This window comes from Microbacterium aquimaris, assembly GCF_039531285.1.
GTDB classification, from domain to species: domain Bacteria; phylum Actinomycetota; class Actinomycetes; order Actinomycetales; family Microbacteriaceae; genus Microbacterium; species Microbacterium aquimaris.
The window spans coordinates 1,122,807-1,149,274 of the sequence record NZ_BAAAPT010000001.1; the positions used below are offsets into that span (position 1 = coordinate 1,122,807).

Annotated in this window: 24 protein-coding genes; 17 read left to right on the forward strand and 7 right to left on the reverse strand. The window is 69.7% G+C overall.

Annotated features, from left to right (window positions below):
* Positions 1 to 8: 8 nt before the first annotated feature.
* The 11 genes from ABD204_RS05250 (at position 9) to ABD204_RS05300 (ending at position 11,530) form a co-directional block, all read left to right on the forward strand.
* Positions 9 to 1,253, forward strand: coding sequence for a Tm-1-like ATP-binding domain-containing protein (locus ABD204_RS05250; RefSeq protein WP_194423612.1), 1,245 nt, complete (start codon positions 9 to 11; stop codon positions 1,251 to 1,253).
* A complete protein-coding gene (locus ABD204_RS05255; protein ID WP_194423613.1) occupies positions 1,250 to 2,167 on the forward strand; it encodes a creatininase family protein in 918 nt (305 codons plus the stop codon). Before ABD204_RS05250 ends, ABD204_RS05255 begins: the two co-directional genes overlap by 4 nt.
* A 7-nt stretch (positions 2,168 to 2,174) precedes the next feature.
* Positions 2,175 to 2,873, forward strand: a complete 699-nt coding sequence (locus tag ABD204_RS05260) for a GntR family transcriptional regulator (protein ID WP_194423614.1) — start codon at positions 2,175 to 2,177, stop codon at positions 2,871 to 2,873.
* Positions 2,874 to 2,983: 110 nt separating this feature from the next.
* Complete coding sequence (locus ABD204_RS05265) at positions 2,984 to 3,847, forward strand: branched-chain amino acid ABC transporter permease (protein ID WP_194423615.1); 864 nt, start codon at positions 2,984 to 2,986, stop codon at positions 3,845 to 3,847.
* A complete protein-coding gene (locus tag ABD204_RS05270) occupies positions 3,844 to 4,950 on the forward strand; it encodes a branched-chain amino acid ABC transporter permease (RefSeq protein WP_194423616.1) in 1,107 nt (368 codons plus the stop codon). The genes ABD204_RS05265 and ABD204_RS05270 overlap by 4 nt, the downstream gene beginning before the upstream one ends.
* Positions 4,928 to 6,196, forward strand: coding sequence for an ABC transporter substrate-binding protein (locus ABD204_RS05275; protein WP_194423617.1), 1,269 nt, complete (start codon positions 4,928 to 4,930; stop codon positions 6,194 to 6,196). The genes ABD204_RS05270 and ABD204_RS05275 overlap by 23 nt, the downstream gene beginning before the upstream one ends.
* Before the next feature lie 61 nt (positions 6,197 to 6,257).
* Complete coding sequence (locus tag ABD204_RS05280; protein ID WP_194424240.1) at positions 6,258 to 7,022, forward strand: ABC transporter ATP-binding protein; 765 nt, start codon at positions 6,258 to 6,260, stop codon at positions 7,020 to 7,022.
* The gene (locus ABD204_RS05285) at positions 7,012 to 7,731 is read left to right on the forward strand and encodes an ABC transporter ATP-binding protein (RefSeq protein ID WP_194423618.1); all 720 of its coding nucleotides are present in this window, start codon (positions 7,012 to 7,014) and stop codon (positions 7,729 to 7,731) included. Before ABD204_RS05280 ends, ABD204_RS05285 begins: the two co-directional genes overlap by 11 nt.
* Before the next feature lie 26 nt (positions 7,732 to 7,757).
* Positions 7,758 to 8,960, forward strand: coding sequence for a Gfo/Idh/MocA family protein (locus ABD204_RS05290; RefSeq protein WP_241747780.1), 1,203 nt, complete (start codon positions 7,758 to 7,760; stop codon positions 8,958 to 8,960).
* Positions 8,957 to 9,964, forward strand: a complete 1,008-nt coding sequence (locus ABD204_RS05295) for a sugar phosphate isomerase/epimerase family protein (RefSeq protein ID WP_194423619.1) — start codon at positions 8,957 to 8,959, stop codon at positions 9,962 to 9,964. Before ABD204_RS05290 ends, ABD204_RS05295 begins: the two co-directional genes overlap by 4 nt.
* A gap of 246 nt (positions 9,965 to 10,210) precedes the next feature.
* Complete coding sequence (locus ABD204_RS05300; protein ID WP_338402944.1) at positions 10,211 to 11,530, forward strand: chromate transporter; 1,320 nt, start codon at positions 10,211 to 10,213, stop codon at positions 11,528 to 11,530.
* 5 nt (positions 11,531 to 11,535) lie between these two features.
* On the opposite strand, the gene ABD204_RS05305 is transcribed toward ABD204_RS05300, so the two are convergent.
* From ABD204_RS05305 to ABD204_RS05320, 4 genes are all read right to left on the reverse strand, one after another.
* The gene (locus ABD204_RS05305; protein ID WP_194423621.1) at positions 11,536 to 12,726 is read right to left on the reverse strand and encodes an ROK family transcriptional regulator; all 1,191 of its coding nucleotides are present in this window, start codon (positions 12,724 to 12,726) and stop codon (positions 11,536 to 11,538) included.
* A 10-nt stretch (positions 12,727 to 12,736) separates the two neighbouring features.
* Positions 12,737 to 14,257: a SulP family inorganic anion transporter gene (locus ABD204_RS05310; protein ID WP_194423622.1), complete on the reverse strand. Its 1,521-nt coding sequence runs from the start codon at positions 14,255 to 14,257 to the stop codon at positions 12,737 to 12,739.
* A 125-nt stretch (positions 14,258 to 14,382) separates the two neighbouring features.
* The gene (locus ABD204_RS05315) at positions 14,383 to 15,975 is read right to left on the reverse strand and encodes a peptide MFS transporter (protein ID WP_194423623.1); all 1,593 of its coding nucleotides are present in this window, start codon (positions 15,973 to 15,975) and stop codon (positions 14,383 to 14,385) included.
* 4 nt (positions 15,976 to 15,979) lie between these two features.
* Positions 15,980 to 17,335: a peptide synthetase gene (locus ABD204_RS05320; RefSeq protein WP_194423624.1), complete on the reverse strand. Its 1,356-nt coding sequence runs from the start codon at positions 17,333 to 17,335 to the stop codon at positions 15,980 to 15,982.
* A gap of 82 nt (positions 17,336 to 17,417) precedes the next feature.
* Between ABD204_RS05320 and ABD204_RS05325 the strand changes: the two genes are divergently transcribed.
* Positions 17,418 to 18,203: an alpha/beta fold hydrolase gene (locus ABD204_RS05325; RefSeq protein WP_194423625.1), complete on the forward strand. Its 786-nt coding sequence runs from the start codon at positions 17,418 to 17,420 to the stop codon at positions 18,201 to 18,203.
* 59 nt (positions 18,204 to 18,262) lie between these two features.
* Positions 18,263 to 18,982: a GNAT family N-acetyltransferase gene (locus ABD204_RS05330; protein ID WP_322597511.1), complete on the forward strand. Its 720-nt coding sequence runs from the start codon at positions 18,263 to 18,265 to the stop codon at positions 18,980 to 18,982.
* A 122-nt stretch (positions 18,983 to 19,104) separates the two neighbouring features.
* Here the strand turns inward: ABD204_RS05330 and ABD204_RS05335 are convergent, their stop codons facing one another.
* Complete coding sequence (locus tag ABD204_RS05335; protein ID WP_194423626.1) at positions 19,105 to 19,293, reverse strand: multidrug transporter; 189 nt, start codon at positions 19,291 to 19,293, stop codon at positions 19,105 to 19,107.
* A complete protein-coding gene (locus ABD204_RS05340) occupies positions 19,293 to 20,093 on the reverse strand; it encodes an SDR family oxidoreductase (RefSeq protein WP_194423627.1) in 801 nt (266 codons plus the stop codon). Before ABD204_RS05340 ends, ABD204_RS05335 begins: the two co-directional genes overlap by 1 nt.
* Before the next feature lie 177 nt (positions 20,094 to 20,270).
* Between ABD204_RS05340 and ABD204_RS05345 the strand changes: the two genes are divergently transcribed.
* The 3 genes from ABD204_RS05345 (at position 20,271) to ABD204_RS05355 (ending at position 23,075) form a co-directional block, all read left to right on the forward strand.
* Positions 20,271 to 20,426 carry a hypothetical protein gene (locus ABD204_RS05345; protein WP_194423628.1) on the forward strand — a complete coding sequence of 52 codons (156 nt, stop codon included), beginning with the start codon at positions 20,271 to 20,273 and terminating at the stop codon, positions 20,424 to 20,426.
* Positions 20,427 to 20,468: 42 nt separating this feature from the next.
* Positions 20,469 to 21,602 carry an o-succinylbenzoate synthase gene (gene menC, locus ABD204_RS05350; protein ID WP_194423629.1) on the forward strand — a complete coding sequence of 378 codons (1,134 nt, stop codon included), beginning with the start codon at positions 20,469 to 20,471 and terminating at the stop codon, positions 21,600 to 21,602.
* 165 nt (positions 21,603 to 21,767) lie between these two features.
* A complete protein-coding gene (locus ABD204_RS05355) occupies positions 21,768 to 23,075 on the forward strand; it encodes an alpha-hydroxy-acid oxidizing protein (RefSeq protein ID WP_194423630.1) in 1,308 nt (435 codons plus the stop codon).
* 28 nt (positions 23,076 to 23,103) lie between these two features.
* On the opposite strand, the gene ABD204_RS05360 is transcribed toward ABD204_RS05355, so the two are convergent.
* On the reverse strand, positions 23,104 to 25,737 hold the full coding sequence (locus ABD204_RS05360; RefSeq protein WP_194423631.1) for an MMPL family transporter: 2,634 nt from the start codon (positions 25,735 to 25,737) through the stop codon (positions 23,104 to 23,106).
* A gap of 79 nt (positions 25,738 to 25,816) precedes the next feature.
* On the opposite strand from ABD204_RS05360, the gene ABD204_RS05365 reads away from it, so the two are divergent.
* Positions 25,817 to 26,407: a TetR/AcrR family transcriptional regulator gene (locus ABD204_RS05365; RefSeq protein ID WP_194423632.1), complete on the forward strand. Its 591-nt coding sequence runs from the start codon at positions 25,817 to 25,819 to the stop codon at positions 26,405 to 26,407.
* The last annotated feature ends 61 nt before the right edge of the window (positions 26,408 to 26,468 follow it).

Below are 26,468 nucleotides of genomic sequence, written 5' to 3' on the forward strand. Positions count from 1 at the left end.
AGCATCACGTGAGCCTTCCCGTCGCCCTCATCGCGACCCTCGACACGAAAGGGCCCGAGGTCGCCTACCTGCGCGATCGCCTCGCGGCGCTCGGCGTGCCGTCGATCGTGATCGACACCGGGATCCTCGGCGAACCCGTCGGGATCACCCCCGACGTCAGCCACGCCGACCTCGCGGAATTCGGGGGCATCACACTCGAGCGGTTGCAGCATGCCGGCACGCGTGGGGACGCGGTCGCGCTGATGCGCGGCTTCGTCGTCGACTACGTCGACCGGTTGTGGCGGGAAGGGCGCATCGCCGGGGGGATCGCGATCGGAGGTGTGGGCGTCGTCATGGGGGCGGCGGCGCTCCACCGCCTCCCCCTCGGCGTGCCCAAGATCGTCATCGCCCCCACCGCGTCCGGTCACCACGAGTTCGCGCCCTACGTGGGCACGAAGGACGTCATGGTGCTGCACTCGGTGGTCGACATCCTCGGTCTCCACGCGATCGCCACCACCGTGTTCGACAACGCGGCGGCCGCGATGGCGGGGATGCTCGAGCACGGCCACGCGCTCCCGGCGCCCGACCCGACAGCCCGATACGTCGGCGTCACGATGCTGGGGAACACCACCACCGCGGTGGGGGCGCTCGCCGAGCGTCTGGCCGAACACGGCTACGAAGCCGTGGTGTTCCACTCCAGCGGTGTGGGCGGAAGGTCGATGGAGGAGCTCGCCGAGGCGGGTCACTTCGTCGGGGTGATCGACTACACCACCAACGAGATCGTCGACCACCTCACCGGCGGCATCCACGACGCCGGCCCCGATCGGCTGCGCCGAGTGGGGCGGGCCGGGATCCCCCAGGTCGTCGTGCCGGCGTGCGTGGATTTCTCCGTCTTCGAAGCGGATGCCATCCCCGAGCGTCACCGCGACCGCCCGCTGTACGAACACAACCCGCAGTACACCCTCATGCGCACCTCCGAAGACGAGATGGCGCAGGTCGGCGAGATCTTCGCGGCACGCCTCAATGAGGCGACCGCCGACGTGGAGGTCATCGTCCCGACCGAGGGGCTGTCCATCCCGAATGCCCCCGGGGGTGTGTTCTGGAACCCCGACGCCGATCGGCGGTTCCTCGACACCGTCCGACGCGACCTGCGCGAGGACATCCCCGTGCGCACGGTCGCCCTCCATGCCGACGACCCCGCCCTGGGTCGGCTCGTCGCCGATGCCTTCCACACCCTCCACCTCGCCCGAGAAACCAAGGAGCAGACCTCATGACCGAACGTCCCGAACGCCGCGTTCCCCACCTCACCGAGGGTGACGAGGACTTCCGCGCGAAGTTCCGTTCGTGGAACCTCGCCGACCTGTCGTACGTCGACATCGAGGAGTACCTCAAGACCAAGGACACCGTGCTCGTGCCGATGGCCAGCACCGAGCAGCACGGGCCGCACCTGCCGCTGTACACGGACACCATCACCGCGGTCGAGATCAGCTCGCGCATCTCCGAGCAGATCGGTGTGCTGCACACCCCGCCGCTGTGGGCCGGTTACTCGCCGCAGCACATGTACGGCGTCGGCCAGGGCCGAGGCACCATCACGCTGCGGGCAAGCACCCTGCTGAACCTCATGAACGACGTCGCCCGCAGCCTCATCCACCACGGGTTCAACCGCATCATCTTCATCAACGGTCACGGCTCGAACACGAAGGTCGTCGACCCGGTGCTGCGTCGCCTGCGGTACGAGACCGGTGCGCTGATCTCGTTCGTCAAGCCGTTCATGGAGCGCTACGTCGGCATCCTCGAAGGCCTCATGGAGAACCCGCCGGAGGAGACCCCGGGCTGGCACTCGAGCGAACTGGAGACCTCGCAGGACCTCGCCTGGAACCCCGACCTGGTGCGGATGGAGCGGGCGGTCGACACGCGGGCCCACACGCCCGCCTTCCTGCCGGATGCCTTCCGCAAGAACGACGGGATGCCCGACACGGAGTTCGAGGGATACCAGTACTTCACCTTCCCGATGGACCACCACGAGTTCGTCGAGAACGGCATCATCGGCAATCCGATGCGCGCCACGGCCGAGAAGGGCGAGGAGGCGTTCCGTCGCTACAGCGAGCACGTCGCCCGCGGCATCCTCGAGCTGCAGAAGGTCGACGTCGACGTCCACACGCGCGAATTCATCGACCGTACGATGTGAGGATTGCATGTCGAACGAGCGGAAGGCGGTGAGGGCGATGTCGATGACCGACTCGGCTTCGAGGGTGAACGAGGCGTACGAGTGGCTCCTCGCGGAAATCACCGCCTTCCGGCTGTCCTCGGGCGCGCCGCTTTCGGAGAACCGCATCGCGACGCAACTGGGCATCAGTCGCACCCCGGTGCGCGAGGCCCTGCAGCGGCTCGAGACCGAAGGGCTGGTGCGACGCACCGACAACGCCCGGTTCTCGGTCTCGACGCTCACGCCGCGCGAGGTCAACGAAGCGTGCGATCTGCTCGAAGTGCTCGACACGTACATCTTCGTCAAAGCCGCCCGCGAGCACGACGAGGCGGTGTCGACGCAGATCATCGAGGTCGTCGACGAGATGATGGCCGCGGCCGAGGCCGGTGACAAGACCGCGTGGTCCGAAGCGGACATCCGGTTCCACCGGCTGGTCAACGAGGTCGCCGGCAACCAGCTGGTCTCCGAGACGGTCAAGCACACCCGACGCCGGATCCAGCGGTTCTGGACCCGCGCCGCGTCCGCCCAGTCCCGTTTGGTCGGATGCTCCGCCGAGCACGTCGAGCTCGCCAAGGCGATCGTCGCCCGCGACACCGAGGCGATCCCGCCGGCGGTGCAGAAGCACATCGGCCACATGCGGGTGAGCATCCTCGAAAAGCTCGAAGCGGCCTCGGTCTTCTTCGGCTGAAAACCCGCTCGGCAGCCTCTTCCATCCCTGCGCCCATACCTGTATACAAGAAGGAATACAGTTTCGTGTCCAATGACGAACACACCACCTGTCACGAAGGAGTGAGGTGAATGGACCAGTTTCTGCAAGTCGCCCTCAACGGCCTCACGCTCGCCGCGGTGTACTTCCTCGTCGCGAGCGGACTGTCGCTGATCTTCGGGCTCATGCGGGTCATCACAATGGCCCACGGCACCAGCTATCTCCTCGGCGGATACATCGGCTACGTGGTCGTGCGTGAGACCGGCAACTGGCTGCTCGGGGCGATCGTGGCGGCCGCCGCCGTCGGCCTGGTCGGCCTGTTCATCCACCAGGTGCTCATCAAGCGGTTCCAAGACGATGACATGCGGGTGGCCCTGATCACCCTGGGCGTGTCGATCGTCGGCGCCGACCTCATGTTCGCGGTCTTCGGCGGCACGGCCACCCAGGTGCCGGTGCCCGAGTGGCTCGCCGGGGGCGTCGACCTTCCCTTCCTGTCGAGCCCCTACCCGCTGCTGCGACTGGTGATCCTCGCGTTGGCGATCGTCATCGGCGTGACCATCTGGCTGGTGATCCAGAAGACCCGCTTCGGTGCCATCGTGCGCGCCGGTGTCGATGACAGTGAGATGACCGCCGCGACCGGCGTCGCGATCGGGCGTGTGTTCGCCATCGTGTTCGTCGTCGGCTCGGCCCTCGCCGGCTTCGCCGGTGTCGTCGGCGGATCCCTGTTCCCGCTGCTGCCGGGCCAGGACGCCACCTACCTGCTGTTCTCGCTCGTGGTCGTCATCGTCGGCGGGATGGGCTCCATCCCCGGCGCGGCGATCGGGTCGGTGCTCGTCGGTGTCGTCTCGCAGTTCGCGCTGGTGTACGTGCCCACCTACGCCCTCGTGATCACCTTCGCCCTGATGGTCGTGGTGCTCGCACTGCGACCGCAGGGCCTCATGGGGAGGACGACATGACCACCGACACCCGTACGGCGCCGGCCGATGCCGCGACGCCTCCGACCCGCCGCCGCAACCGCATGTGGATCGTGTGGACGGTGATCCTGATCCTCGCGATCATCTTCCCGTTCATCGTCGATCGTCCGCGGTTCTGGGTGTCCAACATCGGGGTGAAGTCGCTGTGGCTCGGCATCATCGCCATGAGCCTGGTGTTCCTCAACAAGTACGTGGGCCTGCTCTCGCTCGCGCAGATGACCGTGGCCGGCATCGCCGCCTACGGGGTCGGTTTCGCCGCCGTCACCCTCGGGTGGCCCGACGTCGCGGCCATCGGACTCGGCGTGCTCGCCGGAACCCTCGGGGCTCTGATCACCGCGCTGGTCGCGGCGCGCACCAAGGCGATCTACTTCCTCATGATCACCCTCGCGCTCGGCCAGGTCTTCTACTCGTGGGCCTCGCAGTCGATCGAGGTGACCAACGCCCGCCGCGGCCTGGCTCCGATCACCCGCGGGGACTGGGGGTTCCTGGACTTCCGTGACCTCAACGTCTTCTACTACACCGTCCTGCTCGCCGCCGTCGGCTGCTACCTGCTGTGCCGCTACATCGCCTCCACACCTTTCGGCTACGCGCTGCAGGGCATCCGCGACAGTCCCGAGCGCATGAGCGCCCTGGGGTACCCGATCGTGCGCTACCGCGTGCTCGCGATCACCTTCGCCGGGTTCATCGCCTCGATCGGCGGCGTCATCCTCGCCTTCGACCGATCACAAGTCGACCCCGACGTGGTGAGCCTGGGTGCGACCCTCGACATCCTCGTCGTCGCCGTCGTCGGCGGGATCGGATCCCTCGGCGGTGTGTTCGCCGGCGGGCTGTTCCTCACTCTCCTGGACAACTTCGCGGGGGACTTCACCGACCGCTACCTCACCCTCACCGGGTTGATCTTCATCCTGGTGCTCTACTTCGCGCCCGCAGGCCTTGCCGGCATCGCGGCGCAGATCAAGACGCGCTTCACCCGGAAGCGCTCCACAGACCCTGCGGGCGACGCGCCCGCAGCCGGGGCCTCAGCACCGTCACGGGGTCACGCAATCGAGAAAGGAAACAGCAATGAGGCTGACCAGCAAGACTGACAGGCGACTCCTCGCCGTCGGCGCGATCGCGGCCGCATCCGCGCTCGCACTCGCCGGCTGCAGCGGTTCGGGCGGCGGCTCGGACGCCGGAGGCGGCGATGGCACGCTCACGATCGGCGTCCTCGCCGTCGGCGAGGGGAGCCTCGCGTTCGCCATGGACGAGAGCAAGCGCGCCATCGAGGTGGCCATGCAGCAGTACGGCGGCGACGCCGACGGGGGAACCGTCGGCGACACGGAGGTCGAGTTCATCTACGAGTCGACCGACGGCACCAGCGGTACTGCCCAGACGAAGGTGAAGAAGCTCGTCGAAAACGACGACGTCGACATCGTCTTCGGGCCGGTCTCCGGTGACGAGGGCGAAGCGGTCGCGCAGTACGCGCTGACCGTTCCCGAGAAGACGTTCGTCATCTCGGCGGCCAGCCCGGTCGGTCTCACCCTCGAGGGTGCCGACAACCTCTACCGGTTCTTCGGCGACTCGGCCATGTGGATGGGCGGGGTCGGGACCTACGCCCACGACGACAAGGGGTACGAGAACATCTACCTCATCGCCGAGGACTACTCCTTCCCGTACGACAACGCCGGAGGCTTCTTCTCCGAGTTCTGTGACGCGGGTGGTCAGATCACCGGCAGCTCGTGGGTTCCGGTCGGCACCACCGACTACGCGACCATCATCTCGACCATCCCCGATGAGACCGACGCGGTGTATGTCGGGCTCGGTGGCGCCGACGCGGCGAGCTTCCTCTCACAGGCGGTCACCGCCGGTGTCGCCAAGCCCCTCGTCGGAGGGACGATCGCCGTCGACACGACGGCACTGTCCGGTGACACCAACCTCGCCTCTGCGGCGGAGGGGATGATCTCCGGCGGCCCCGTGCCCGGTCAGGACTACGACAACCCGAACTGGATCGAGTTCTCCGACGCCTACACGGCGCTGCCGGACGCGTTCCCGAGCCCGTCGATCTTCGCGATCCTGCCGTACAACTCGATCATGCCGCTCCTCATGGGCATCGAGACCACCGGTGGCGATCTGGGCGCCGACCAGGAGAACCTGCACGAGGCGCTCTCGGCGACCGACTGGAACAGCCCGACCGGCAACATCACGGTCGATGAGAACAACCAGGGCATCGTCGACAACTTCATCGTCGAGGTGCAGTCCGACGGCGGTGAGCTCGTGCTGAACACCATCAGCGAAGCGGCCGGCGTGACGCAGGACACGGTCACATACGACCGGTTCGACAGCTGCCCGTGATGCGGGCCGGGGGCCGGGCGATCATGCCCGGCCCCCACATCTTCGACGGAGAGGAACGCGCATGACGCACCGCACCCCGGCGCTCGAGGTCGTGGGGCTGTCCAAGCACTACGGCGGCCTGCACGCGATGCGCCCCATCGACCTGACCCTCGGCGACGGTGATCGCCTGAGCGTGATCGGCACCAACGGTGCCGGCAAGTCGACCCTGTTCAACTGCATCGCCGGCACCGTCCGCGCGAGCACGGGCCGCGTGTCGTTCTTCGGCACCGACGTGACGCGCACCAGCGCCGCGCACCGGGCCGGGATGGGTATCGCACGCACCTTCCAGACCTCGCGGCTGTTCGACAACATGACCGTCGCGCAGAACGTCTACGTGGCCCTCGGCGGGCGCCGCTTCCCGGGCGGGAGCCTGCGGCCGGTCGGCGGCGATGCGCCCCGATGGGACGAGGCCTCGAAACTTCTGGCGCGCGTCGGCCTCGAGAAGGTACACGATGCGGTCGTCGGCGACATCTCCCACGGGGAGCAACGCCAGTTGGAACTGGCGATGGCGTTCGCGCTCGAGCCGAAGATCCTCATGCTCGACGAGCCCGCCGCCGGATTCTCGCCGGCCGAGCGTGCGCGCCTGGTCACCATCCTCCGCGAGCTGCCCCACGAAGTCAGCCTGATCCTCATCGAACACGACATGGACATCGCGCTCGCCGTCGCCGATCGCGTGATCGTCATGCACGACGGGTCGAAGATCCTCGAAGGCACCCCCGACGAGATCCGGCGGAGCGAACGCGTGCGGGAGATCTACCTGGGAGGAGCGATCGACGATGTCGCCTGAACCACTGTTGTCCGTCTCCGGACTCAACGTCTCGTACGGCCACGTGCACATCCTGCAGGATGTCGCGTTCACGATGGGTGCCGAACCGCTCGGCATGGTCGGCCGCAACGGGATGGGCAAGTCCACCCTCGCGAAAGCGCTCGCCGGGATGCTGCCGATCGACTCCGGATCGATGCGCTTCGGCGACCGCGAGCTGGTCGGACGCACCCCGAACCAGGTCAACCGGGCAGGCGTCGGCTACGTGCCGCAGGGGCGACGCATCTTCCCCTCACTCACCGTGCACGAGCACCTGACGATGGTGGGCGGACGCCGGTCGCGGCGCTGGAGCGTCGCCGATGTCTACGACCTGTTCCCGCGTCTGGCCGAACGTCGACGCAACGGCGGCGCCGAGCTCTCCGGAGGCGAGCAGCAGATGCTCGCGATCGCGCGGGCGTTGCTGACCGATCCCCACCTGCTCGTGATGGACGAGCCCAGCGAGGGCCTCGCCCCCGCGATCGTCGACCACCTCGCCGACACCCTGCGCATGCTCGTGCGCGAGGGGCAGGCGGTGCTGCTCATCGAGCAGAACCTGCGCTTCACCCTCGAGCTGTGCCCGCGGGTCCTCGTCATGGTCAACGGGCGCATCGCGGCAGACCTCGAGGCCGATGTCCTCGCCCATGACCCCGATGCCCAGGCGCGCTACCTCGGGGTGTCGGAGTCCCACGCATAGAACACGCCGAGAAGAGGAGGACGACGATGACCGACTCACCGCTCCGGGTGGCCATGATCGGCCACGGATTCATGGGCGCCGCCCACAGTGTGGGCTGGCGACAGGCGCCACGGATGTTCGACCTGCCGCGCGCGGTGGACATGGCGGTGGTGGTCGGGCGACGTGCCGACGCGGCCGCCGAGGCGGCGACGCGATGGGGCTGGCGCGGCGCGGCGGACGACTGGCGCGCGGTCGTGCGCTCGGACGAGGTCGACGTCGTCGACATCGTCACCCCGGGGGACTCGCACGCGGAGATCGCCATCGCGGCGCTGGACGCCGGCAAGCACGTCCTGTGTGAGAAGCCGCTGGCCAATTCGCTCGGTGAGGCCGAGGCGATGGCGGCCGTGGCGGATCGCGCGCGGGAGCGCGGGCAGGTCGCCATGGTCGGGTTCACCTACCGGCGTGTGCCCGCGGTCACCCATATGCGTGATCTCATCGCCGAAGGCGTCGTCGGGCGGATCGCCCACGTGCGTGCGGCCTACCGGCAGGACTGGCTGGTCGACCGCGACATGCCGCTGGCCTGGAGGCTCCAGCGGGAGCACGCGGGATCCGGCGCGCTCGGCGACATCGGCGCCCACATCGTCGACATGGTGCAGTTCGTCACCGGGCAGGCGGTGACAGCCGTCTCGGGGACCCTCGAGACGATCGTCGCGCGACGACCCCTGCAGGCGGCCGGGTCCGGTCTGCAGGGCACCGCCGGGGAAGGCTACGGGGATGTCACCGTGGACGATGCGGCGCTGTTCACCGGTCGCCTCAGCGGTGGCGCGCTGGCCTCGTTCGAGGCGACACGGTTCGCCACCGGACGCAAGAACGGCCTCGAGATCGAGATATCCGGCGAACGTGGCGCGTTGCGTTTCGCGTTGGAGGACCTCAACGCCCTCGAGTACTACGACCGCACCGCGCCGGAGGACCGCCAGGGGTTCTCGCGCATCCTCGTGACCGAGGGGGCGCATCCGTACCTGTCCGGATGGTGGCCGCCGGGCCACATGCTCGGGTACGAGCACGGGTTCACCCACCAGGTGGTCGATCTGGTGGAGGCGATCGCGACGGGCACGTCGCCGCACCCGACCTTCGCCGAGGGGTTGTCGGTGCAGCGGGTGCTCGACGCGGTCGAGCGCAGCGACCACGATGGGTCGCGATGGACATCGACCGGCGATGAGGCCGGAGACGATCGAGGAGGAGAACGATGACCAGACCCGTCACGCTGTTCACGGGACAATGGGCCGACCTGCCGTTCGAGGAGGTCGCACGCCTGGCCGGCGAGTGGGGCTTCGACGGCCTTGAGATCGCCTGCTGGGGCGACCATCTCGACGTCTCGCGATGGGATGACGCCGAATACGTACGCTCGCGTCGCGAGATCCTCGCGCGCAACGGGCTGAAGGTGTGGACGATCTCGAACCATCTCGCCGGGCAGGCCGTGTGCGACGACCCCATCGACGAGCGCCACCGCGATGTGTTGCCGGCGCGCGCCTGGGGCGACGGTGACCCGGAAGGGGTGCGTCGACGTGCCGCCGACGAGATCATGATGACCGCGCGCATGGCCGACAAGCTCGGCGTCGACACCGTCGTGGGATTCAGCGGGTCGTCGATCTGGAAGGCCGTGGCGATGTTCCCGCCGGCCTCGGAGGCTTTCATCGACGCGGGATACGAGGACTTCGCCGCCCGCTTCTCGCCGATCCTGGACGTGTACGACGACCTCGGTGTGCGCTTCGCGCTCGAGGTCCACCCCTCCGAGATCGCCTACGACTACTGGACCACCGCGCGCACCCTCGAGGCGATCGGGGACCGCGCCAACTTCGGCCTGAACTGGGACCCCTCGCACATGGTGTGGCAAGACCTGGACCCCGTCGGGTTCCTGTGGGACTACCGTGACCGCATCTTCCACGTCCACTGCAAGGACACCAAGCGGCGCATGCAGAACGGCCGCAACGGGCGGTTGTCCTCGCACCTGCCGTGGGCCGATCCGCGGCGGGGCTGGGACTTCATCTCCACCGGGCACGGAGACGTGCCGTGGGAGAGTGCCTTCCGCATGCTCGACGCGATCGGATACGACGGCCCGCTCTCGGTCGAGTGGGAGGACGCGGGGATGGACCGGATGGTCGGGGCACCCGAGGCGCTGTCGTTCGTGCGTCGCCTGTCGAGCTACACCCCGTCGGGCCGGGCCTTCGACGCAGCCTTCTCCTCCTCCGACTGAGCACGGCCTGTTGCCGTAGGTGCGCGCAACCCCGACAGGAGATCCGCAGCCTCGACGGCCCGGAACCGCCGCTACGCGGCCGATACGGCGCGGATCTCCTGTGTTGTCGACGGCGGTCCCGGGCGAGGGGACCGCATCGAATTATTCCAACAGCCAAAATAATGCGACACTAGGAGGAGACGCCCGCCGACCGAGGAGTCCGTCCTGACCGCCCCCGCCGTCCCCACCGCCCGTCCCGCACACCGGATGGGCCGCTGGCGACACTTCGGGGCGATGCTCAAGGTCGGCGTGATCGGTTTCGGTGGCGGCAGCGCGCTGATCCCCGTGATGGAGAAGGAGCTGGTCGGCACCGGCCGACTGGACGAGGACGAGTTCGTCAAGGACACGGTCATCGTCAACATCACCCCCGGCGCCCTTCCCCCCAAGCTCGCCGCCCTGTCGGGCCTGCAGCTGAACGGTTCGACCGCGGCGCTCGCGGGGGCGCTCGCGGTCGCCCTGCCCGGCACGGTGGCAACGGTCGCCCTCCTCGCCCTCTTCTCCGCGCTCGGGCCGGGGGCGGTCTCGGTGATCGAGGCGGCCTCGTTGGGCATCTCGGCGTTCATCCTCTACTTGCTGGCCCACTACGTCGTGAAGGTGCTCGCGCCGGCCGGCCGCCTGCGGGCCGTGCCGGTGATCATCGCCGTGCTGGCGTTCGTGCTCTCGGGCGCGGGCAAGACCGTCTCGCTCGGCCACGACCTCGCCGAGGCCGAACCGGGGTGGGCGGTGCCGGAGCTGTCGGCACTCGGACTCGTGCTCGCCTCACTCGGCGGCATCGCGGTGGTGACGATCTGGCAGATGGTGCGCGGTTCGTCCCACCCGGACACCGGTGACGCCGCGGCCGCGCCCCCCGGTGCCGGTCGCCGTGCGATGCGGGCGGCCGGTCTCGTGGCCGCGCTCGTGGTCGTCGGTGTGGGCCTCGCCCTGGTGGCGGTGCCGGGCGCCGAGACCGCGGGGTTCCTGGGGCTGATCCTGGTGTCGACCGTGTCGTCGTTCGGAGGTGGCGAGGCCTATGTCGGCGTCGCCGACGGATTCTTCGTCGCGTCCGGAGTCGTCGACTCGTCGGTCTTCTACGGCCAGATCGTTCCGGTCGCCAACGCGCTGCCCGGGCCGATCCTCGTCAAGATCGCCGCGGGCGTCGCATACACGGTGGGGGCGGAGTCGGGGTCGGTGGCGGCCGGGGCGGTGCTCGCCGTCGCGGCGCTGCTGATCACCGTCGGCAGCTGTTGCGCCGTCGCCCTCCTGCTCCTGGCCGGATACGACCGCGCCCGAGACTCGATCTTCGTGCGGAACATCACCGCCTACATCCTGCCGGTCATCTGCGGCCTGCTCGCATCGACCTCGGTGTCGCTGCTGCACGCGAGCGCGGGCATCGCCGAGGGCGCGGGCATCCCGCCCGCGTGGGCCGTCGTCGGCAGCGTCGCGCTCGCGGCGACGGTGCCGTTCATCCACCGTCTCGCCACCGTGCCGGACATCGTGCTCATCCTGGTGTTCGGTGGGGGGTCCCTGACGCTCCTCGCGCTGATCTGACCGTCTCAGACCACGGGTGGCCCGTAGACCGCGGCATCGAGGGCCACTGCGGCGGCACCGGCGACTCCGCCCTCGGTGAGGCTCGCACGGCGGATCACGACCGAGGGTCGCACGAGGGGGAAGGTGGCCGCGGCGGTCGCGTCGGCCAGGTCGTCCAGGAGGCGGTCGGGCGCCGTCGCGAAGGCCCCGCCGAGCACGATCACATCCGGACCGGTCAGGTTCGCCACGATCGACAGGCCCTGCGCCATCCGCGCGACGAAGTCCTCGTGCACGGGCGTGCCGCGTACCGCGTCGACGGCGACGAGGATGTCGAGGTCGTCGACACCGGTCACCTCCGCACGGGCTGCCTCCAGGCGTGCGCGCAGGTGAACGGTCGAGGTCACCGTCTCGAGGCAACCGCGGTTGCCGCAGGGGCATGGAACCCCGGCCGGGTCGACCTGGATGTGTCCCAGCTCGCTCACGCCGTGGGCCCCGCCGCGTGCGGCCGCACCGCGCATGACGAGGCCCAGCCCGAGGCGCTTGCGGAGGTAGACGTAGGCCAACCCCCCGGCGCGGTGGCGGCCGGGCGAGGGGTGTTCGGCGTAGTGCGCCTCGGCGAGGGCCATCGCGCGCACATTGTGCTCCACGTGCACCGGTGCGCCGAGCTCGCGTTCGAGCAGGTCGGCGACGGGGATGTCCCGCCAGCCGAGGTTGACAGCGAGGGTGTTCACGCGTCCGGAGCCGTCGACCGCGCCCGGCGCGGCCACCCCGATGGCGCACGGGGGCGTGCCGGGGTCGTCGGAGATCACCGCGCGCAGCTGTGCGGCCGCGAGGGCGAGCACGTCGTCGGCGGGCATCCGTGGGTCGAACTCCGCCACCCGGACCCCGCGGGCCCGTGCCAGGCCGTCCGCCAGCCCGGCACGGATCATGCCGACACCCAGTTGGATGCCCCCGACGGTGACGGCTTCGGGGACGGCGCGTAGCGCGATCGCCGGGCGGCCCCGGCGCGCATGCGCGCCGGGCCCGGCGAGCTCCTCGATTCTGCCGTCGACCAGCAACGGGCCGACGGTGTGGGTGATCGTCGTCGGGGAGAGCCCGAGTCGCTCCGCGAGCACGATTCGGGAGGCGGGGCCCTCGTCGCGCAGCAGGCGCAACACGGCGCGAGCGTGACGACCGGGGGTCGTCCGCGCCTCGCCGTCCCCGCCGATACCGCTCACGACCGTGCGCTCAGCCCTCGCCGCCGAGGTTTCCCGTCAGACGCGAGTGGATCGCCGAGCTCGACTCGTTCATGCCCTCGATGACGACGCGTTTGCCGTGGTTTTCGTACTTGGTCACGATCGCGTCCAGGGCGGCGACGGTCGAGGCGTCCCACACGTGCGAGCGCGACATGTCGATCACGACGCGGTCCGGGTCGTCGGCGTACTCGAACTGGGTGGTGAGGTCGTTCGAGGAGGCGAAGAACAGCTCGCCGTCCACGCGGTAGTGCGCCGTGGGGACGCTCGCCTGCTCGTCGATGGTGCGGGTGACGCTGGTGAAGTGCGACACCCGGCGGGCGAAGATCACCATCGCCACCACGACACCCAGCACGACGCCGATCGCGAGGTTGTGGGTGATCACGACGACCGCGACGGTGGCGACCATGACGATGGTCTCACCGATGGGCATGCGCTTGAGGGTGCCGGGGCGGATCGAGTGCCAATCGAAGGTCGCGACCGAGACCATCACCATGACGGCCACGAGCGCGGCCATCGGGATCAGGCCCACGATGTCGCCGAGACCGACGACCAGGATGAGGAGGAAGACGCCGGCGAGGAAGGTGGAGATGCGCGTGCGGGCGCCGGAGGCCTTCACGTTGATCATCGTCTGGCCGATCATGGCGCAGCCGCCCATCCCGCCGAAGATCCCGGACAGCACGTTGGCGGCACCCTGGCCGAGGGCTTCGCGGGTCTTGTGCGAGTGGGTGTCGGTGATGTCGTCGACGAGCTTGGCTGTCATGAGCGACTCCATGAGGCCCACGAGCGCCATCGCGAGGGCGTAAGGGGCGATGATCGCGAACGTCTCCCCGGTCAGCGGCACATTCGGGATGAGCAGTTCCGGCAGGCTGTCGGGGAGCTCGCCCTGGTCAGCCACGGTCGGCACGGCGATCGCGAAGGTCACCGTGATGACGGTGAGGATGACGATGGCCACCAGGGGCGCGGGGATCGCCTTGGTCAGGCGCGGCATCCCGACGATGATCACCAGGCCCGCGATCACCAGCGGGTAGACCTGCCACGGTACGTCGACCAGGTGCGGGATCTGCGCGGTGAAGATGAGGATGGCGAGGGCGTTGACGAAACCGACCATGACGCTGCGGGGGATGAAGCGCATGAGCTTGGCGACGCCCACCGCGCCGAGGACGACCTGGAAGACACCGGCGAGGATCACGGTGGCCAGGAAGTAGTCCATGCCGTACTCGCGGGCGACCGGGGCGATCACGAGGGCCACCGCGCCGGTCGCGGCGGTGATCATCGCGGGGCGACCACCGAGGAACGCGATGGAGACGGCCATCACGAACGACGAGAACAGCCCCACACGGGGGTCGACGCCGGCGATGATCGAGAACGAGATCGCCTCGGGGATCAGGGCGAGCGCGACGACGAGCCCGGCGAGCACCTCTTTGGTGAGGATACGGGGGCTGCGCAGCGCCTCGAGGACGGACGGGCGCGGACGGTAACGGTCGGACGCGGTGGCGCGCGAAGCGGTGGCCATGGGATCTCCGGAAGCAAAGGGGGACTCGAGCGAGCCGGGTGGGCACGTGCGCGGGAGCGCGACGCGGCGAGGTTCCGGTCACCCAGAGTACGGGACGCGCCTGGACGCGCGTGCGCGGGCCCTGGTCAGCGGACCCCCTTCATGAGCGCCAGTACCGGCTTGACCGACGCGATCATCGCCAGTCCGATGACGATGGCGATGCCGCCGAGGATCGAGAAGTAGGGCACCTGGTCCTCCGGCGTGTAGAACTCCGCGGCCCATCCCGCGATCGTCGTGCCGAGGGCGACCGACAGGAAGAACAGGGCGACCATCTGCGCGTGGAATGCCGTGGGGGCGAGTTTGGTGGTCACCGACAGGCCCACCGGCGACAGCAGCAGCTCGGCGACGGTGAACACGAACAGGATCCCCACGATCGCCAGCAGCGGTGTGGAGTTCGGGGCGCCGCCGGCCCACGGCAGGAACAGCAGGAACGCCGATCCCATGACGATCGCGGCCAGGCCGAACTTCATCGGCGTCGACGGGGCGCGGTTGCCGAGCTTGGTCCACAGGGCCGCGAAGACGCCGGAGAGCACGATGATGAAGATCGGGTTGATCGACTGCACCCACGACACCGGCATCTCCCAGCCGAAGATCGAGCGGTCCAGCTGCTTGTCGGAGTAGATGGTCAGCACCGTGAACTGCTGCTGGTACAGCGACCAGAAGCCGACGCTGACGATGAACAGCGGGATGAAGCCGAAGACCCGGGAACGCTCGATCGACGTGATGCGGTTCGAGCCGAGGATGACCACGAAGTAGGACACGGCGGCGACGACGGTGATGAGGATCACGACGAGATCGAGGTTGCTCGGGGTGACGACGCCCAGCAGCACCAGGGCGGCGAGAGCGACCACGGCGCCCAGGGTGATCGCGATCCACATCGGGTAGCGGTTGCGTGGCAGGGGGTTCGGCACGATGCGGGCCGCATCCGGCAGCCCCTTGCGGCCGATCGCGTACTGCACGAGTCCGATCGCCATGCCGACCGCGGCGAGACCGAAGCCCCACTGGAATCCCATCGTCGTCTGCAGCAGACCGGTCAGGATCGGACCGAAGAACGCCCCGAGGTTGATGCCGAGGTAGAACAGGGAGAACCCGGCGTCGCGGCGCGGGTCGTCGGCGCGGTAGAGCGTGCCGACGACGGCGGTGGCGTTGGCTTTGAGGCCGCCCGAACCGAAGGCGATGAGCACGAGCCCGACACCCAGTCCCCAGAACCCGGGGAGGAGGGCGAGGGCGATGTGCCCGGCCATGATCACCCACGCGCTGTAGAAGAGCACCCGCTCCGAACCGAGCACGCGGTCGGCCAGCCATGCCCCGACGATCGTGGAGAGATAGACGGTACCGCCGTAGGCGCCGACGATCCCGGTGGCGATCGCCTCGTCCATCCCCAGGCCGCCCTCGGCGACCGAGTAGTACATGTAGATGAGCAGGATGCCCTGCATGCCGTAGAAGCTGAATCGCTCCCACATCTCCACACCGAACACGTGCGCGAGCGCGCGGGGCTGACCGAAGAAGCGCGTGTCGGCGTCACCTGGCGCGTTCGCGAACACCCCGGCCGCGTCGGTGCCGCTGGCCTCCGCCGCGACGTCGGCCGTGCCGCCGCCGGCGGCTCGTTCGGCCGCGGCGGCGCCGTCCGGCGGCCCTACCGGGACTTCTTCGGGCCCGTGTCCACTGTCGTTGTGCATCGGTTCACGTTATCGACACCGGGCCGGCTCCGACAGTTCGTTCCGCGCCCGTGTCGGGGATCCGCTCGACGAACGCGTCGACCACCGCATCCAGCCACCCGCCGACCGAGGCGACGGCCTCGTCGGTGTCGGGGTAACGGCATCGCAGGTGCAGCCCGCGGCGGTTGACGACGAACCACAGCATCACATCGTCGCTGGCGCTGACGGCCGAGACGTACTGTGCGTCGAGTCGGTCGTCGAGCTCGGCCGGCAGGCGGCGGGTGTCGAGCCACGACAGGGCGAACATGCCGCGGGGGACCTTCATGCCGCCGTAGGGCTCGAGGATGGGTGCGAGCGGGTGGGAGCCGAGGGTGATCGCCCGCTTGACCGACGCCGCGCAGGCCGTCGGTGCGGCGTCGTCGCACTCGAGGACCGAGTTGGTGATGAACCATCCCGACGAATCGTGCCAGCGCGGCTCATGCCGGCTGTGGACCGGGAAGACCGCTCTGAGGGGGGCGTCGGCCAGTCGTCGGGTCACATCGGTGAGGGCCGACATCGCCAGACCGATCGTCGAGGTGCCGGCGGCTTTGGCGGCACCCGCGAACGCGTCGTACTCGACGGCGTCCATCACCTCGCGCACCTCGACCACCGGCAGCGCGCCGGGCTCGGGATCCCCGACCGGGAGGGGGAACCGCGGCATCTCGCCGCCGCCCAGATCGAGCAGTTCCGCCCACTCGGCGACGACCTCCGCGGGCGCCGGGCCGCGCTTCTCCAGGGCGGCGGTGTGCTCGGCGAACGGCGGCGCGTCGGGCAGGTCGTCGGCGCCCGCCTGCCCGGAGGCCGCATCGAGGTAGGCGATCAAGTCGCGGGCGACCACCACGAGCGACCACATGTCGACGTGCGCGTGGTCGGCGGCGAGGACGACGCAGGGCCGTGGATCGTCCGCGGCCGCATCCGGTTCGACCACGGCCATCCGGTGCGACGGCGCCGCGAGCGGGCGGCAGACGACGTCGAACAGCTCGCGCACGACCTCGCGCGTCGCGATGCCCTCCGGCACGTCGTGGGTCTCCCACGCCCCGTCCCCGAGGTGCACCTCGTGCAGGGTCGGTTCGCCGGCGTCGTCGAGGCCGAACACCGACCGGAACGTCCCGTGGCGGTCGACCGTGCGCTCCCACGCCGCGGCGAGGTCGTCGCGTGTCGTTCCGGCCGGTAACCGCAGGGCGATGGACATCCAGGAGCCCGGCCGATCACCGGCGCCCACATGGCGGCCCTGATCGAACGAGACCGGAAGAGCGCGGCCGCGGGGGCCGACCGGGCGCAGGGCGTAGCTGTGCACCGCTCCGGGCGGGAGCGTGGCCTGCGCGATATTCGTGAGCCGCATCGCCCGTAGTGTAGAGGCCCGGTGTTTCGTTCCCGAGACGGTATGTCACAACCGGCGACGGCGCACCGGAGATGGAGGAACGGTGCCCACTCTCGAAGTTCCGCACGGAGCAGTACTCGACTACGAGATCACCGGCGAGGACGGTCCCCTCGTCGTGCAGCTGCACGGGCTGACGTCGTCGCGTGAGCGCGACGCCCAGCTCGGGCTCGACCTCGCCCGCGCCCTGCGCGGTCACCGCGTGCTGCGGTACGACGCGCGTGGTCACGGTGGCTCCACCGGCGACCGCGACCCGCGTTCGTACCAGTGGAATCGGCTCGCCAAAGACCTGTTGGCGCTGCTCGACCACATCGCCCCGGGCGAACCCGTGCACGCCATCGGCCCGTCGATGGGGTCGGCCACTCTGCTGCACGCTGCGAAGAAGCATCCCGGCCGGTTCGCGAGCCTGACCCTCGTGGTGCCGCCGACCGCATGGGAGACCCGTGCCGCGCAGTCCCAGCTCTACCGCGCGAACGCCGCCCTCATCGAGAAGGAAGGGCTCGGCGTCTTCCACGCCAACCACACCGCCCCGGTGCCGCCGGCGCTCTCTGACGCACCGACGACGACCCCGACGGTGCCCGAAGACCTGCTGCCCACCGTGCTGCGCGGTGCCGCCGGCACCGACTTCCCGAGCGAGAAGGCGGTCTCGCGCATCACGACGCCGACGCTGATCCTCGCGTGGACGGGGGACTCCGCGCACCCGGTCTCGACCGCCAAGCGCCTGAAGAAGCTCCTGCCCGACGCGCGTCTGGTGATCGCAAGGACCCCCTACGGGATCATGGCGTGGCCGGGTCTGTTCGCCGAGCACGTCACCACCATCGACCACCGCTGAAGGCCGCGGGATGCGCGGGCCGGGAACGTGCTCGGGTGGGCGGGCGTAGGGTGGGCGGCGTGACCGCGCAGCACCTCGAGACGCCGGCGGAGATCGAGATCCGCCCGCTCGCATCCGTCGACGACGCCTTCACCGCCGGCGACGTACTCGCCCGTGTCTGGGGCGGTGACCGGGGCGCGATGCCGCCGCAACTGCTGCGGGCCATGGCCCATGCCGGCTCCTACACCGTGGGGCTGTGGCGCGAGGGGGAGATGGTCGGGGCTTCGGTGGCCTTCTTCGGGCCCCCGACCGAGCGCACCTTGCACTCGCACATCACCGGTGTCCTGCCCGGCCATCAAGGTCGCGGTGTCGGACGGCTGCTCAAGCAGCATCAGCGCGAGTGGGCACTCGCCCGCGAGGTCGGCACGATCACGTGGACCTTCGACCCCCTCGTGCGACGCAACGCGCACTTCAACTTCCGGGTGCTCGGTGTGCGCGCGGTGGAGTATCTCGTCAACCACTACGGCGCCATGGACGACGGGGTGAACCGTGGCGACGAGACCGACCGCATCCTCGTCGCGTGGGCCGTGGCCTCGGCGCCCGCCGAAACGCCGCACGACGACCGTGTGGTCGCCACCGTCGAGGTGCCGGCCGACATCGAGACCCTGCGACGCGAAGATCCTGCGGCGGCCCGGCGATGGCGCATCCGTGTGCGGGAGCAGATGCAGGCCCACATCGCGGCGGGACGGGTGGTCGGCGGATTCGACGACCACCGCGGCTATCTCCTCGTGCGTCCCTGACCGGCCCTCGGCGTTCCGCGTCCACAACTCCTCAACATCGGCTCTCGTCGAACCCAAGTGGGCGTGCTCCGCCCGTGTGGTGCCGATTCTTGAGGAGTTACGAACGGGTCGGGTGGGGTGGTTCAGTCCTCGGAAGGCACCTCGGGGCCGCCGGGCCGAACGTCCGCGTCATCACGGATGTCAATGCGCTTCACGCCGTCATGCGTGGACACATCTATGCGGGGGGCGGCGTCCGCCTCGGTCGCATCCGGTGCCGACGTCAACTGGTCGTGCCGTTTCTCGTCCGGCGTCATCTCGTCGTTGCCCGACATCACGGCCTCCACGCGTCGCTCTCGAGGTGCGAGCCCGCTTGCGGGCCCATCTGCAACATGCCGCCGTCGACCACCCAACTGGCCCCCGTGACATAGCTCGAGGCGGGCGAGGCGAGGAAGGCGATGACCTCGGCGACCTCTTCCGGGGTGCCCGGGCGGGCCAGGGGGATCCCGGGGCGACGGGTGTTCGCGGCGTCGGCGGATTCCATGTCGTTGAGCGGGGTCGTGATCTCGCCCGGGGCGACCGCGTTCGCGGTGATCCCGTGCCCGCCCAGTTCCTGCGCCATGACCTTCATCAGGCCGCCGAGGCCGTGCTTGGCGGCGACGTACGGAGCGGACTGGACGCGAGGTTGGTGCTCGTGCACGCTCGTGACGGCGATGAGGCGCCCGCCGGTGCGCTGGGTCGTCATCCGCCGGGCCGCGGCCTGGAGAGCCAAGAAGGCGCCGTCGAGGTTGAGGGAGACGATTCCTCGCCACGTATCCACATCGACGTCGAGAACGGGGCCGCCGTTGCCGCCGCCGGAGTTGTTGACGAAGACGTCGAGACCGCCGATCTCGTCGACCATGCTGTCGATGCTCGCGCCGACCTGGTCGAGGTCGGTTGCGTCGAACTGCCGCACGAAGGCGCGGCGCCCGCGGTCGCGTACGCCGCGCGCCGTTTGTTCGGCGCCGTCTTGGTCGCTGTGCCACGTGACGACGACATCGAGTCCGGCATCGGCGAGGGCGAGAGCGGTGGCCGCCCCGATCCCCGAGTCCGACCCGGTGACGATGGCGCGGCGAGGGTGGAATCCGGTCTGCATGCCCGCGACGTTACGGCCGTGATCGCGCGCTCGAGAGGGGCTTTACACGACAGGTTCGGCGCGTTAGGCGCCGCGCGTCCCCGAACGGATCTGCGCGCTGGTGTATCGCCACGGCATGCATGCCCTCTCGTTCGGTGAGCACTGCACGGCCCGGCACACCGCACGGAAGGAACCGACATGCGCACCACCATCACGCCCGCAGCCTCGGACATCACCCGCACCGACGGGAAGCAGCGCATCCGGCTGTGGCCCTTCACCCGCGCGGCACGGCGCCGCGCGACCTTCGTGCCCGGGCCCGCGGCCGCACGCGGAAGCCGCGTCGTCCTCGTCTGAGGACGTCTCCGGCGCGCGCCCGCACCCCGCTAACGTGGGGGCATGCCGATCGCCCACCCCGCGGCATCCGTCACCCTCGACGGATTCGAGCTGCGCGTCTTGCACCTCCCACTCGTCTCGCCGTTCACCACGTCGTTCGGAACCGAGACCGTCCGCGAGGTGATCGTCGCGCGTGCCCTCGCCGACGGCGCCGAGGGATGGGGCGAGATCGTCACCCAGCAGGCGCCGCTCTACTCGAGCGAGTACACGCAGGGCGCGTGGGATGTCGCGACGCGCTTTTTCATCCCGGCCCTTCTCGCCGAGCGATCCCTCGCACCCGAACGCGTCGCCGCCGTGCTGGAACCGTTCGTCGGGCACCGTATGGCCAAGGCCGGACTCGAACTCGCGGTGCTCGACGCCGCCCTGCGCACCGAGGGCCGCTCGTTCGCCTCCTACGCCGGCGCCGTCGTCGACCGGGTTCCTTCCGGGGTCTCGGTGGGCATCCAGCGGAACCCGGCTGCGCTCGTCGACGCGGTGCGGGGCTACCTCGACGAGGGGTACGTGCGGATCAAGATCAAGATCAAGCCCGGACGCGACATCGACGACACCGCCGCGGTCCGCGAGGCGTTCGGGTCCATCCCGCTCCAGGTCGATGCGAACTCGGCCTACACGCTCGCCGACGCCGACACCCTCGCCGCCCTCGACCGCTTCGACCTGCTCTTGATCGAGCAACCGTTGCAGGAGGACGACCTCGTCGACCACGCCACCCTCGCCGCGGGACTGGCGACCCCCGTGTGCCTCGACGAGTCGATCACGTCGCGGAAGGCCGCATCCGATGCCCTCGCCTTGGGATCTGCGGCGATCGTCAACATCAAGGCCGGACGGGTGGGTGGATACCTCGAGGCCATCGCGATCCATGATCTGTGCCGCGACGCCGGGGTGCCGGTGTGGTGCGGCGGGATGCTCGAGACGGGCATCGGCCGTGCCGCGAACGCCGCCCTGGCCGCCCTGCCCGGCTTCACCCTGCCGGGTGATGTCTCCGCGGCGGACCGCTTCTACACGCGCGACGTCGTCACCGAGCCGGCGGTACTCGACGACGGCCATGTCCGCGTGCCGACCGGTCCCGGTCTCGGCGTCGACATCGACGCCGACGCGCTCGACGCTTTCACGGTCGAGAAGGCGGTCATCCGCGCGTGACCCCCGCCGCCCGGCCCGCCCGGCCCGCGACCCGGTGAACAACACAGGAGATTCCACGGCAGCGGGTGTCATCCGGCCCTGCTGACGGGCGCGGACCCGCCGATCTCCGGTGTTCTTCACGACGTGGTCTCCCGAGGTTCGGAGGGTGCGGCCTATCCTGGCGCCATGGCAGCAAGCAAAGGCGCTCCCGCTCCCGACGGTGCCGGTCGCCGTGCCCAGTCCGAGATCTACCGTGCCGGTGTCACCGGCGCGACCCCGGCCGTGCCGGTCGATCCGCGAGCGCTCGCCGAGGCGGCGAGGCGGCGGATGAGCCGCGAGGCCTTCGCCTACATCGCCGGCGGCGCGGGATCGGAGCGGGGCATGGCCGCCAACCGTGCCGCGTTCGAGCGGTGGCAGGTATGGCCCCGCCCGCTGCGCGATGTGGCCGAACGCGACCTGTCCATCGAGCTGTTCGGTGTGCGGCGCCCGTCGCCGTTGATCCTCGCACCGCTCGGCGTGATGGAGATGGTGCACGACGACGGTGACGCGATGATCGCGCGCGCCGCCGACGGGGCCGGAGTGCCCTATGTGCTGAGCAATCAGGCGTCGAAGCCGATGGAAGATGTGGCGGCCGCCGCTCCGCACGGTTCCCGGTTCTTCCAGTTGTATTGGTCCTCCTCTGACGAGCTGAACGCGTCTCTGCTGTCCCGCGCCGAGCAGGCGGGGTGCGAGGCGATCGTCGTCACTGTCGACACGCACCTGCTCGGATGGCGCACCCGGGACCTTGACCTCGCCTACCTGCCGTTCACGCGGGGGCTCGGAATCGCCCAGTACACCAGCGACCCGGTCTTCCGACGCCTCGTCGAACGACGTGCGAAGGCCGCGGGTCCGTCTCCGTCGGTGCGGATCACGCCATCGGCGTTGCGGGCCGGGGTGTCGATCGCACGCAAGGGGCGGCCTCTCACCGGGGAGGGTCTGCGGGGAAGCCTCGCGTCACCACTGCCCCGCGCTGCGGTCGAGACGTTCCTCGACGTGTTCGCCACCCCGTCGCTGACATGGGACGACCTCGCCAAGGCCCGTGAATGGACGACCCTGCCGATCATCGTGAAGGGGATCGTGCACCCCGATGACGCCGCTCGGGCGGTGGATGCCGGTCTCGACGGGGTGTGGGTCTCCAATCACGGCGGGCGTCAGATCGACCGGTCCGTGCCGACACTGGACGTGCTGCCCGAGATCGTCGACCGCGTCGGCGGGGTGGTCCCCGTCGTGTTCGACTCCGGGGTGCGAAGCGGGTCGGATGCGTTCGTCGCGCTCGCGCTCGGCGCCTCGGCGGTGGCGATCGGCCGTCCGTACGCCTACGGGTTGGCCGTCGCGGGGGAGGTCGGTGTCCGCGAGGTGTTGCGCAACATCGTGGCCGAGCTCGACATCACCCTGGGGTTGTCGGGCCACACGCGGATCGCCGACCTCGGCCGGGACGCGCTCCGCGCGGTGTGACGCGGGCGCCCGCGTCACACCGGTGGGGTCAGAGGTCCCCGCGGGCGCGGGCCTCGCGGCGCGTGAGGGGCTTCGCGTTCCCGCCGGGCGTGCCGGCGGTGGTCTCGTCGGGCGCCTCCGCCGGATCGGCCCACGGGGCGTGGTGGGCGCGCTCGAGCTGGGCGCCTTCGACGTCGACGTTCGGCACGATTCGGTCCAGCCAGCGGGGTAGCCACCACGCGGAGCGTCCCAGGAGGTGCATGAGCGCGGGCATGAGCAGCATGCGCACGACGAATGCGTCCAAGAGCACGCCGAACGCCAGTCCGAACCCGATCGATCGGATCATCGTGGACTCGGCGAAGATGAACCCGCCGAACACCGAGACCATGATCAACCCCGCGGCGGTCACCACCGCGCGGCCGGCGCGCAGCCCCCGCATCACGGCGAGGCGCGCGGGCGCCCCGTGCACGAAGGCTTCGCGCATGCCCGAGGACAGGAAGAGCTGATAGTCCATGGCCAGTCCGAACAGGATGCCGACCAGCAGCACCGGGAGGAAGCTGAGGATGGGCCCGGTCGCGTGGAGACCGATGATCTCGGCGCCCCAGCCCCACTGGAACACCGCGACGGTCGCCCCGTAGGTGGCGAACAGCGACAGGATGAACCCGCCGGTGGCGATGATGGGCACGAGCAGTGAGCGGAAGACGACGATCATGATCACCAGCGAAAGTCCGACGACGACGGCGATGTACAGCGGCAGCACGTCGGCGAGGTTCTCGGAGATGTCGATGTTGATCGCAGCCTGACCGGCCACGCCGAGCTCGTACTGGCCGTCGACGGGCGGCAGGGCACGGAGATCCCGCACGAGTTCCTCGGTCGAGACCGAGCTGGGGCCGTCTTCGGGAACGACCTGGAAGGCGGCCAGGGTGCCGGAATCGGACACGGCGATCGGGGCGACGGCGACGACCCCGTCGAGGTCGGACAGCGCCGTGGCGATGTCCAGCTGTGCCTGCAGCTGGGAGGTCTCGTCGAGGTCGCCGGGCAGCGTCGCCGAGATGAGCAGGGTGCCGTTGGCCCCGGCGCCGAAGGCCTCCTCGGTGAGGGAGTAGGCCTGGTAGGCGTAGGACTCCTCGGGTTCGCTGGACCCGTCAGGGAGGCCCACACGCATCGACAGGGCCGGGATGGCGATCACGAGCAGCGCGATGATCGCCCCCGCCGCGGTGAGGACGGCTCGCCATGTGCCCATGGGCTTTGCTCCGATGTCCTCGTGGTGGACCGTGCCGATCTTCGCGCGGGCCCGCCGGTTGAGGACACGAGGGCCGATGAGGCCGAGGAGAGCCGGTGTCAACGTGACGGCGATGAGGACCGCGATCAGCACGGCGAAGGCGCCGACGGTCCCCATGAGGCCGAGGAAGGGGATCCCGGTGATGTTCAGCGCGAGCAAGGCGATGATGACCGTCGACCCGGCGAAGGTGACGGCGTTTCCGGCGGTCCCGTTGGCGAGGCCGATCGACTCGCGCATCTCGGCGCCTTCGAGGAGCTGCGTGCGATGGCGGTTGATGATGAACAACGAGTAGTCGATGCCGACCGCGAGCCCGAGCATGATCCCCAGCACGGGGGTGACGCTCGACATGTCGAGCACGCCGGACAAGGAGAGGGCCGCGAGTACGGCGATTCCGACCCCCACGAGGGCTGTGGCGATGGGGAGGGCCGCGGCGACGGCGGTTCCCAGCATGACCAGCAGCACGATCGCGGCGATCGCGAGTCCCACGATCTCGCCGATGCCCACGAGGTTCGGGACCGACTGGGCGAGCGTCGACGAGAAGGCGTACTCGACGCCGTCGATCGGGTTCGCCTCGACATACGAGATGACGGCGTCCTTCGACGTGGCGTCGAGTTCGAGGAGCGGCACGTCGAACGAGACGTTCACCAGCGCGGTCGCGCCGTCTTCGGATACGACACGGATGCCGTCGGAGAGCGCCAGGAGCTCGGCGCCGAGTTCGAGCTGCTCGGCCGCCTCCGCAAGGTCTGCACGGCCGTCGTCGAGGTCGGCCTGTTGTGCGGCGATTTCCTCGCGTCCCGCGTCGATCTGCGCTTGCTGGGCGTCGAGTTCCGCCTGCTGCGCGTCGAGCGCGGCGATCTGCGCGGCGGGTGCGCCGGCCGCTTCGGCCTGTTGGCGGGCGGCATCGAGCTGTTCCTGCCCGGCGCCGAGCTGCTCCTGGCCTGCGTCGAGGTCGGCGACGGCGGCATCGAGTTGCGCCTGGCCGGCGTCGAGCTGGGCCTGGCCGTCTTCGATCTCGGTGCGGCCGTCGGCGATCTCCTGCTCGCGGTCGGCGCGTTCCTGCTCGGTCTGGAACGGGTCGACCACCTGGGCGACGTCGGGCAGGTCGGCGATGCCCTCCGCGACCTGGGCGATCTCGGACTGTTGCTCGGCGGTCAGCGCCTCGCCGTCCTCGGAGTGGAAGACCACCTGGCCGGAGGCGCCGGCGTAGTCCGGCAGCTCTTCGGCCAGCTCGTCGATGACCTCTCCGGATGCCGTGCCGGGCACGTCGAAGCTCGTGGCGAGCGCGCCGAAGCCGACCGCGAATGCGCCGCCGGCGAGTCCCAGAACGGCCAGCCACGCGACGATGACGATCCAGGCACGTTTCGCCGACGCCTTGCCGAGCCGGTACAGCAGTTCCGCCATGATCACCTTTCGAGGACGCGTGGGAGCGACGGTCAGCATACGATACGTAGCGTCTCGTAACCTGAATCGAGGATGGATCGTGACCGATCGCAGAGGTGGCGCGCCCCGCAGTGAAGCGGCGCGCCTGGCGATCCTTCGAGCGACCGCGCGACTTTTCCTCCAGCGGGGGTTCGCGCATCTGAGCATCGAGGGGATCGCCGCCGAAGCCGGGGTGGGCAAGCAGACGATCTACCGCTGGTGGCCGACCAAGAGCGATCTGGTCGCCGAGGCGCTCCTGGAGGGCATGCTGATGCCCGAGCATGTGGTTCCCCGGTTCGACGGCGCGTTGCGCGAGGACCTCGTGCACTGGATGCGGACGGTGATGGCGTTCGTCGATGACCCGCGTCATGACGAGATGCTCAAGTCCCTCGTCGCCGCCGGCACGGTCAATCCCGCCATCGGGGAGCGTGTGCGCGAGAACCTGGGGGCGGATGCCGACCTGGTGCGCCGACTGGAACGCGGCGTGATCGACGGGGAGCTGCCCGCCACGGCGCCGGTGGGGTCGATCGTCGAGCTGCTGATCGGTGCGATCGTGCTCCGGATCGTGGTGCGCTCGGACGCCGACCAGGAGGGGGAGGCCGAGCGGCTTGTCGACGTGGTGCTCGGTCGCTACGCGCCCGGCGAAGGCTGATCCGGCGATGCGCCGGCCATCCGCTCATTAGAATCGGGGGATGCCGGCGTCGCCGGTCTCG

What these genes read in the sequence shown, in the direction of transcription:
- ABD204_RS05310 (WP_194423622.1), bottom strand. Translation starts at nt 14,257, where the DNA reads ATGGCCACCGCTTCGCGCGCCACCGCGTCCGACCGTTACCGTCCGCGC.
- ABD204_RS05275 (WP_194423617.1), top strand. Translation starts at nt 4,928, where the DNA reads ATGAGGCTGACCAGCAAGACTGACAGGCGACTCCTCGCCGTCGGCGCG.
- ABD204_RS05315 (WP_194423623.1), bottom strand. Translation starts at nt 15,975, where the DNA reads ATGCACAACGACAGTGGACACGGGCCCGAAGAAGTCCCGGTAGGGCCG.
- ABD204_RS05280 (WP_194424240.1), top strand. Translation starts at nt 6,258, where the DNA reads ATGACGCACCGCACCCCGGCGCTCGAGGTCGTGGGGCTGTCCAAGCAC.
- ABD204_RS05285 (WP_194423618.1), top strand. Translation starts at nt 7,012, where the DNA reads ATGTCGCCTGAACCACTGTTGTCCGTCTCCGGACTCAACGTCTCGTAC.
- ABD204_RS05260 (WP_194423614.1), top strand. Translation starts at nt 2,175, where the DNA reads ATGTCGAACGAGCGGAAGGCGGTGAGGGCGATGTCGATGACCGACTCG.
- ABD204_RS05345 (WP_194423628.1), top strand. Translation starts at nt 20,271, where the DNA reads ATGCGCACCACCATCACGCCCGCAGCCTCGGACATCACCCGCACCGAC.
- ABD204_RS05340 (WP_194423627.1), bottom strand. Translation starts at nt 20,093, where the DNA reads ATGCAGACCGGATTCCACCCTCGCCGCGCCATCGTCACCGGGTCGGAC.
- ABD204_RS05355 (WP_194423630.1), top strand. Translation starts at nt 21,768, where the DNA reads ATGGCAGCAAGCAAAGGCGCTCCCGCTCCCGACGGTGCCGGTCGCCGT.
- ABD204_RS05255 (WP_194423613.1), top strand. Translation starts at nt 1,250, where the DNA reads ATGACCGAACGTCCCGAACGCCGCGTTCCCCACCTCACCGAGGGTGAC.
- ABD204_RS05320 (WP_194423624.1), bottom strand. Translation starts at nt 17,335, where the DNA reads ATGCGGCTCACGAATATCGCGCAGGCCACGCTCCCGCCCGGAGCGGTG.
- ABD204_RS05270 (WP_194423616.1), top strand. Translation starts at nt 3,844, where the DNA reads ATGACCACCGACACCCGTACGGCGCCGGCCGATGCCGCGACGCCTCCG.
- menC (WP_194423629.1), top strand. Translation starts at nt 20,469, where the DNA reads ATGCCGATCGCCCACCCCGCGGCATCCGTCACCCTCGACGGATTCGAG.
- ABD204_RS05360 (WP_194423631.1), bottom strand. Translation starts at nt 25,737, where the DNA reads ATGGCGGAACTGCTGTACCGGCTCGGCAAGGCGTCGGCGAAACGTGCC.
- ABD204_RS05300 (WP_338402944.1), top strand. Translation starts at nt 10,211, where the DNA reads ATGGGCCGCTGGCGACACTTCGGGGCGATGCTCAAGGTCGGCGTGATC.
- ABD204_RS05265 (WP_194423615.1), top strand. Translation starts at nt 2,984, where the DNA reads ATGGACCAGTTTCTGCAAGTCGCCCTCAACGGCCTCACGCTCGCCGCG.
- ABD204_RS05335 (WP_194423626.1), bottom strand. Translation starts at nt 19,293, where the DNA reads ATGTCGGGCAACGACGAGATGACGCCGGACGAGAAACGGCACGACCAG.
- ABD204_RS05290 (WP_241747780.1), top strand. Translation starts at nt 7,758, where the DNA reads ATGACCGACTCACCGCTCCGGGTGGCCATGATCGGCCACGGATTCATG.
- ABD204_RS05295 (WP_194423619.1), top strand. Translation starts at nt 8,957, where the DNA reads ATGACCAGACCCGTCACGCTGTTCACGGGACAATGGGCCGACCTGCCG.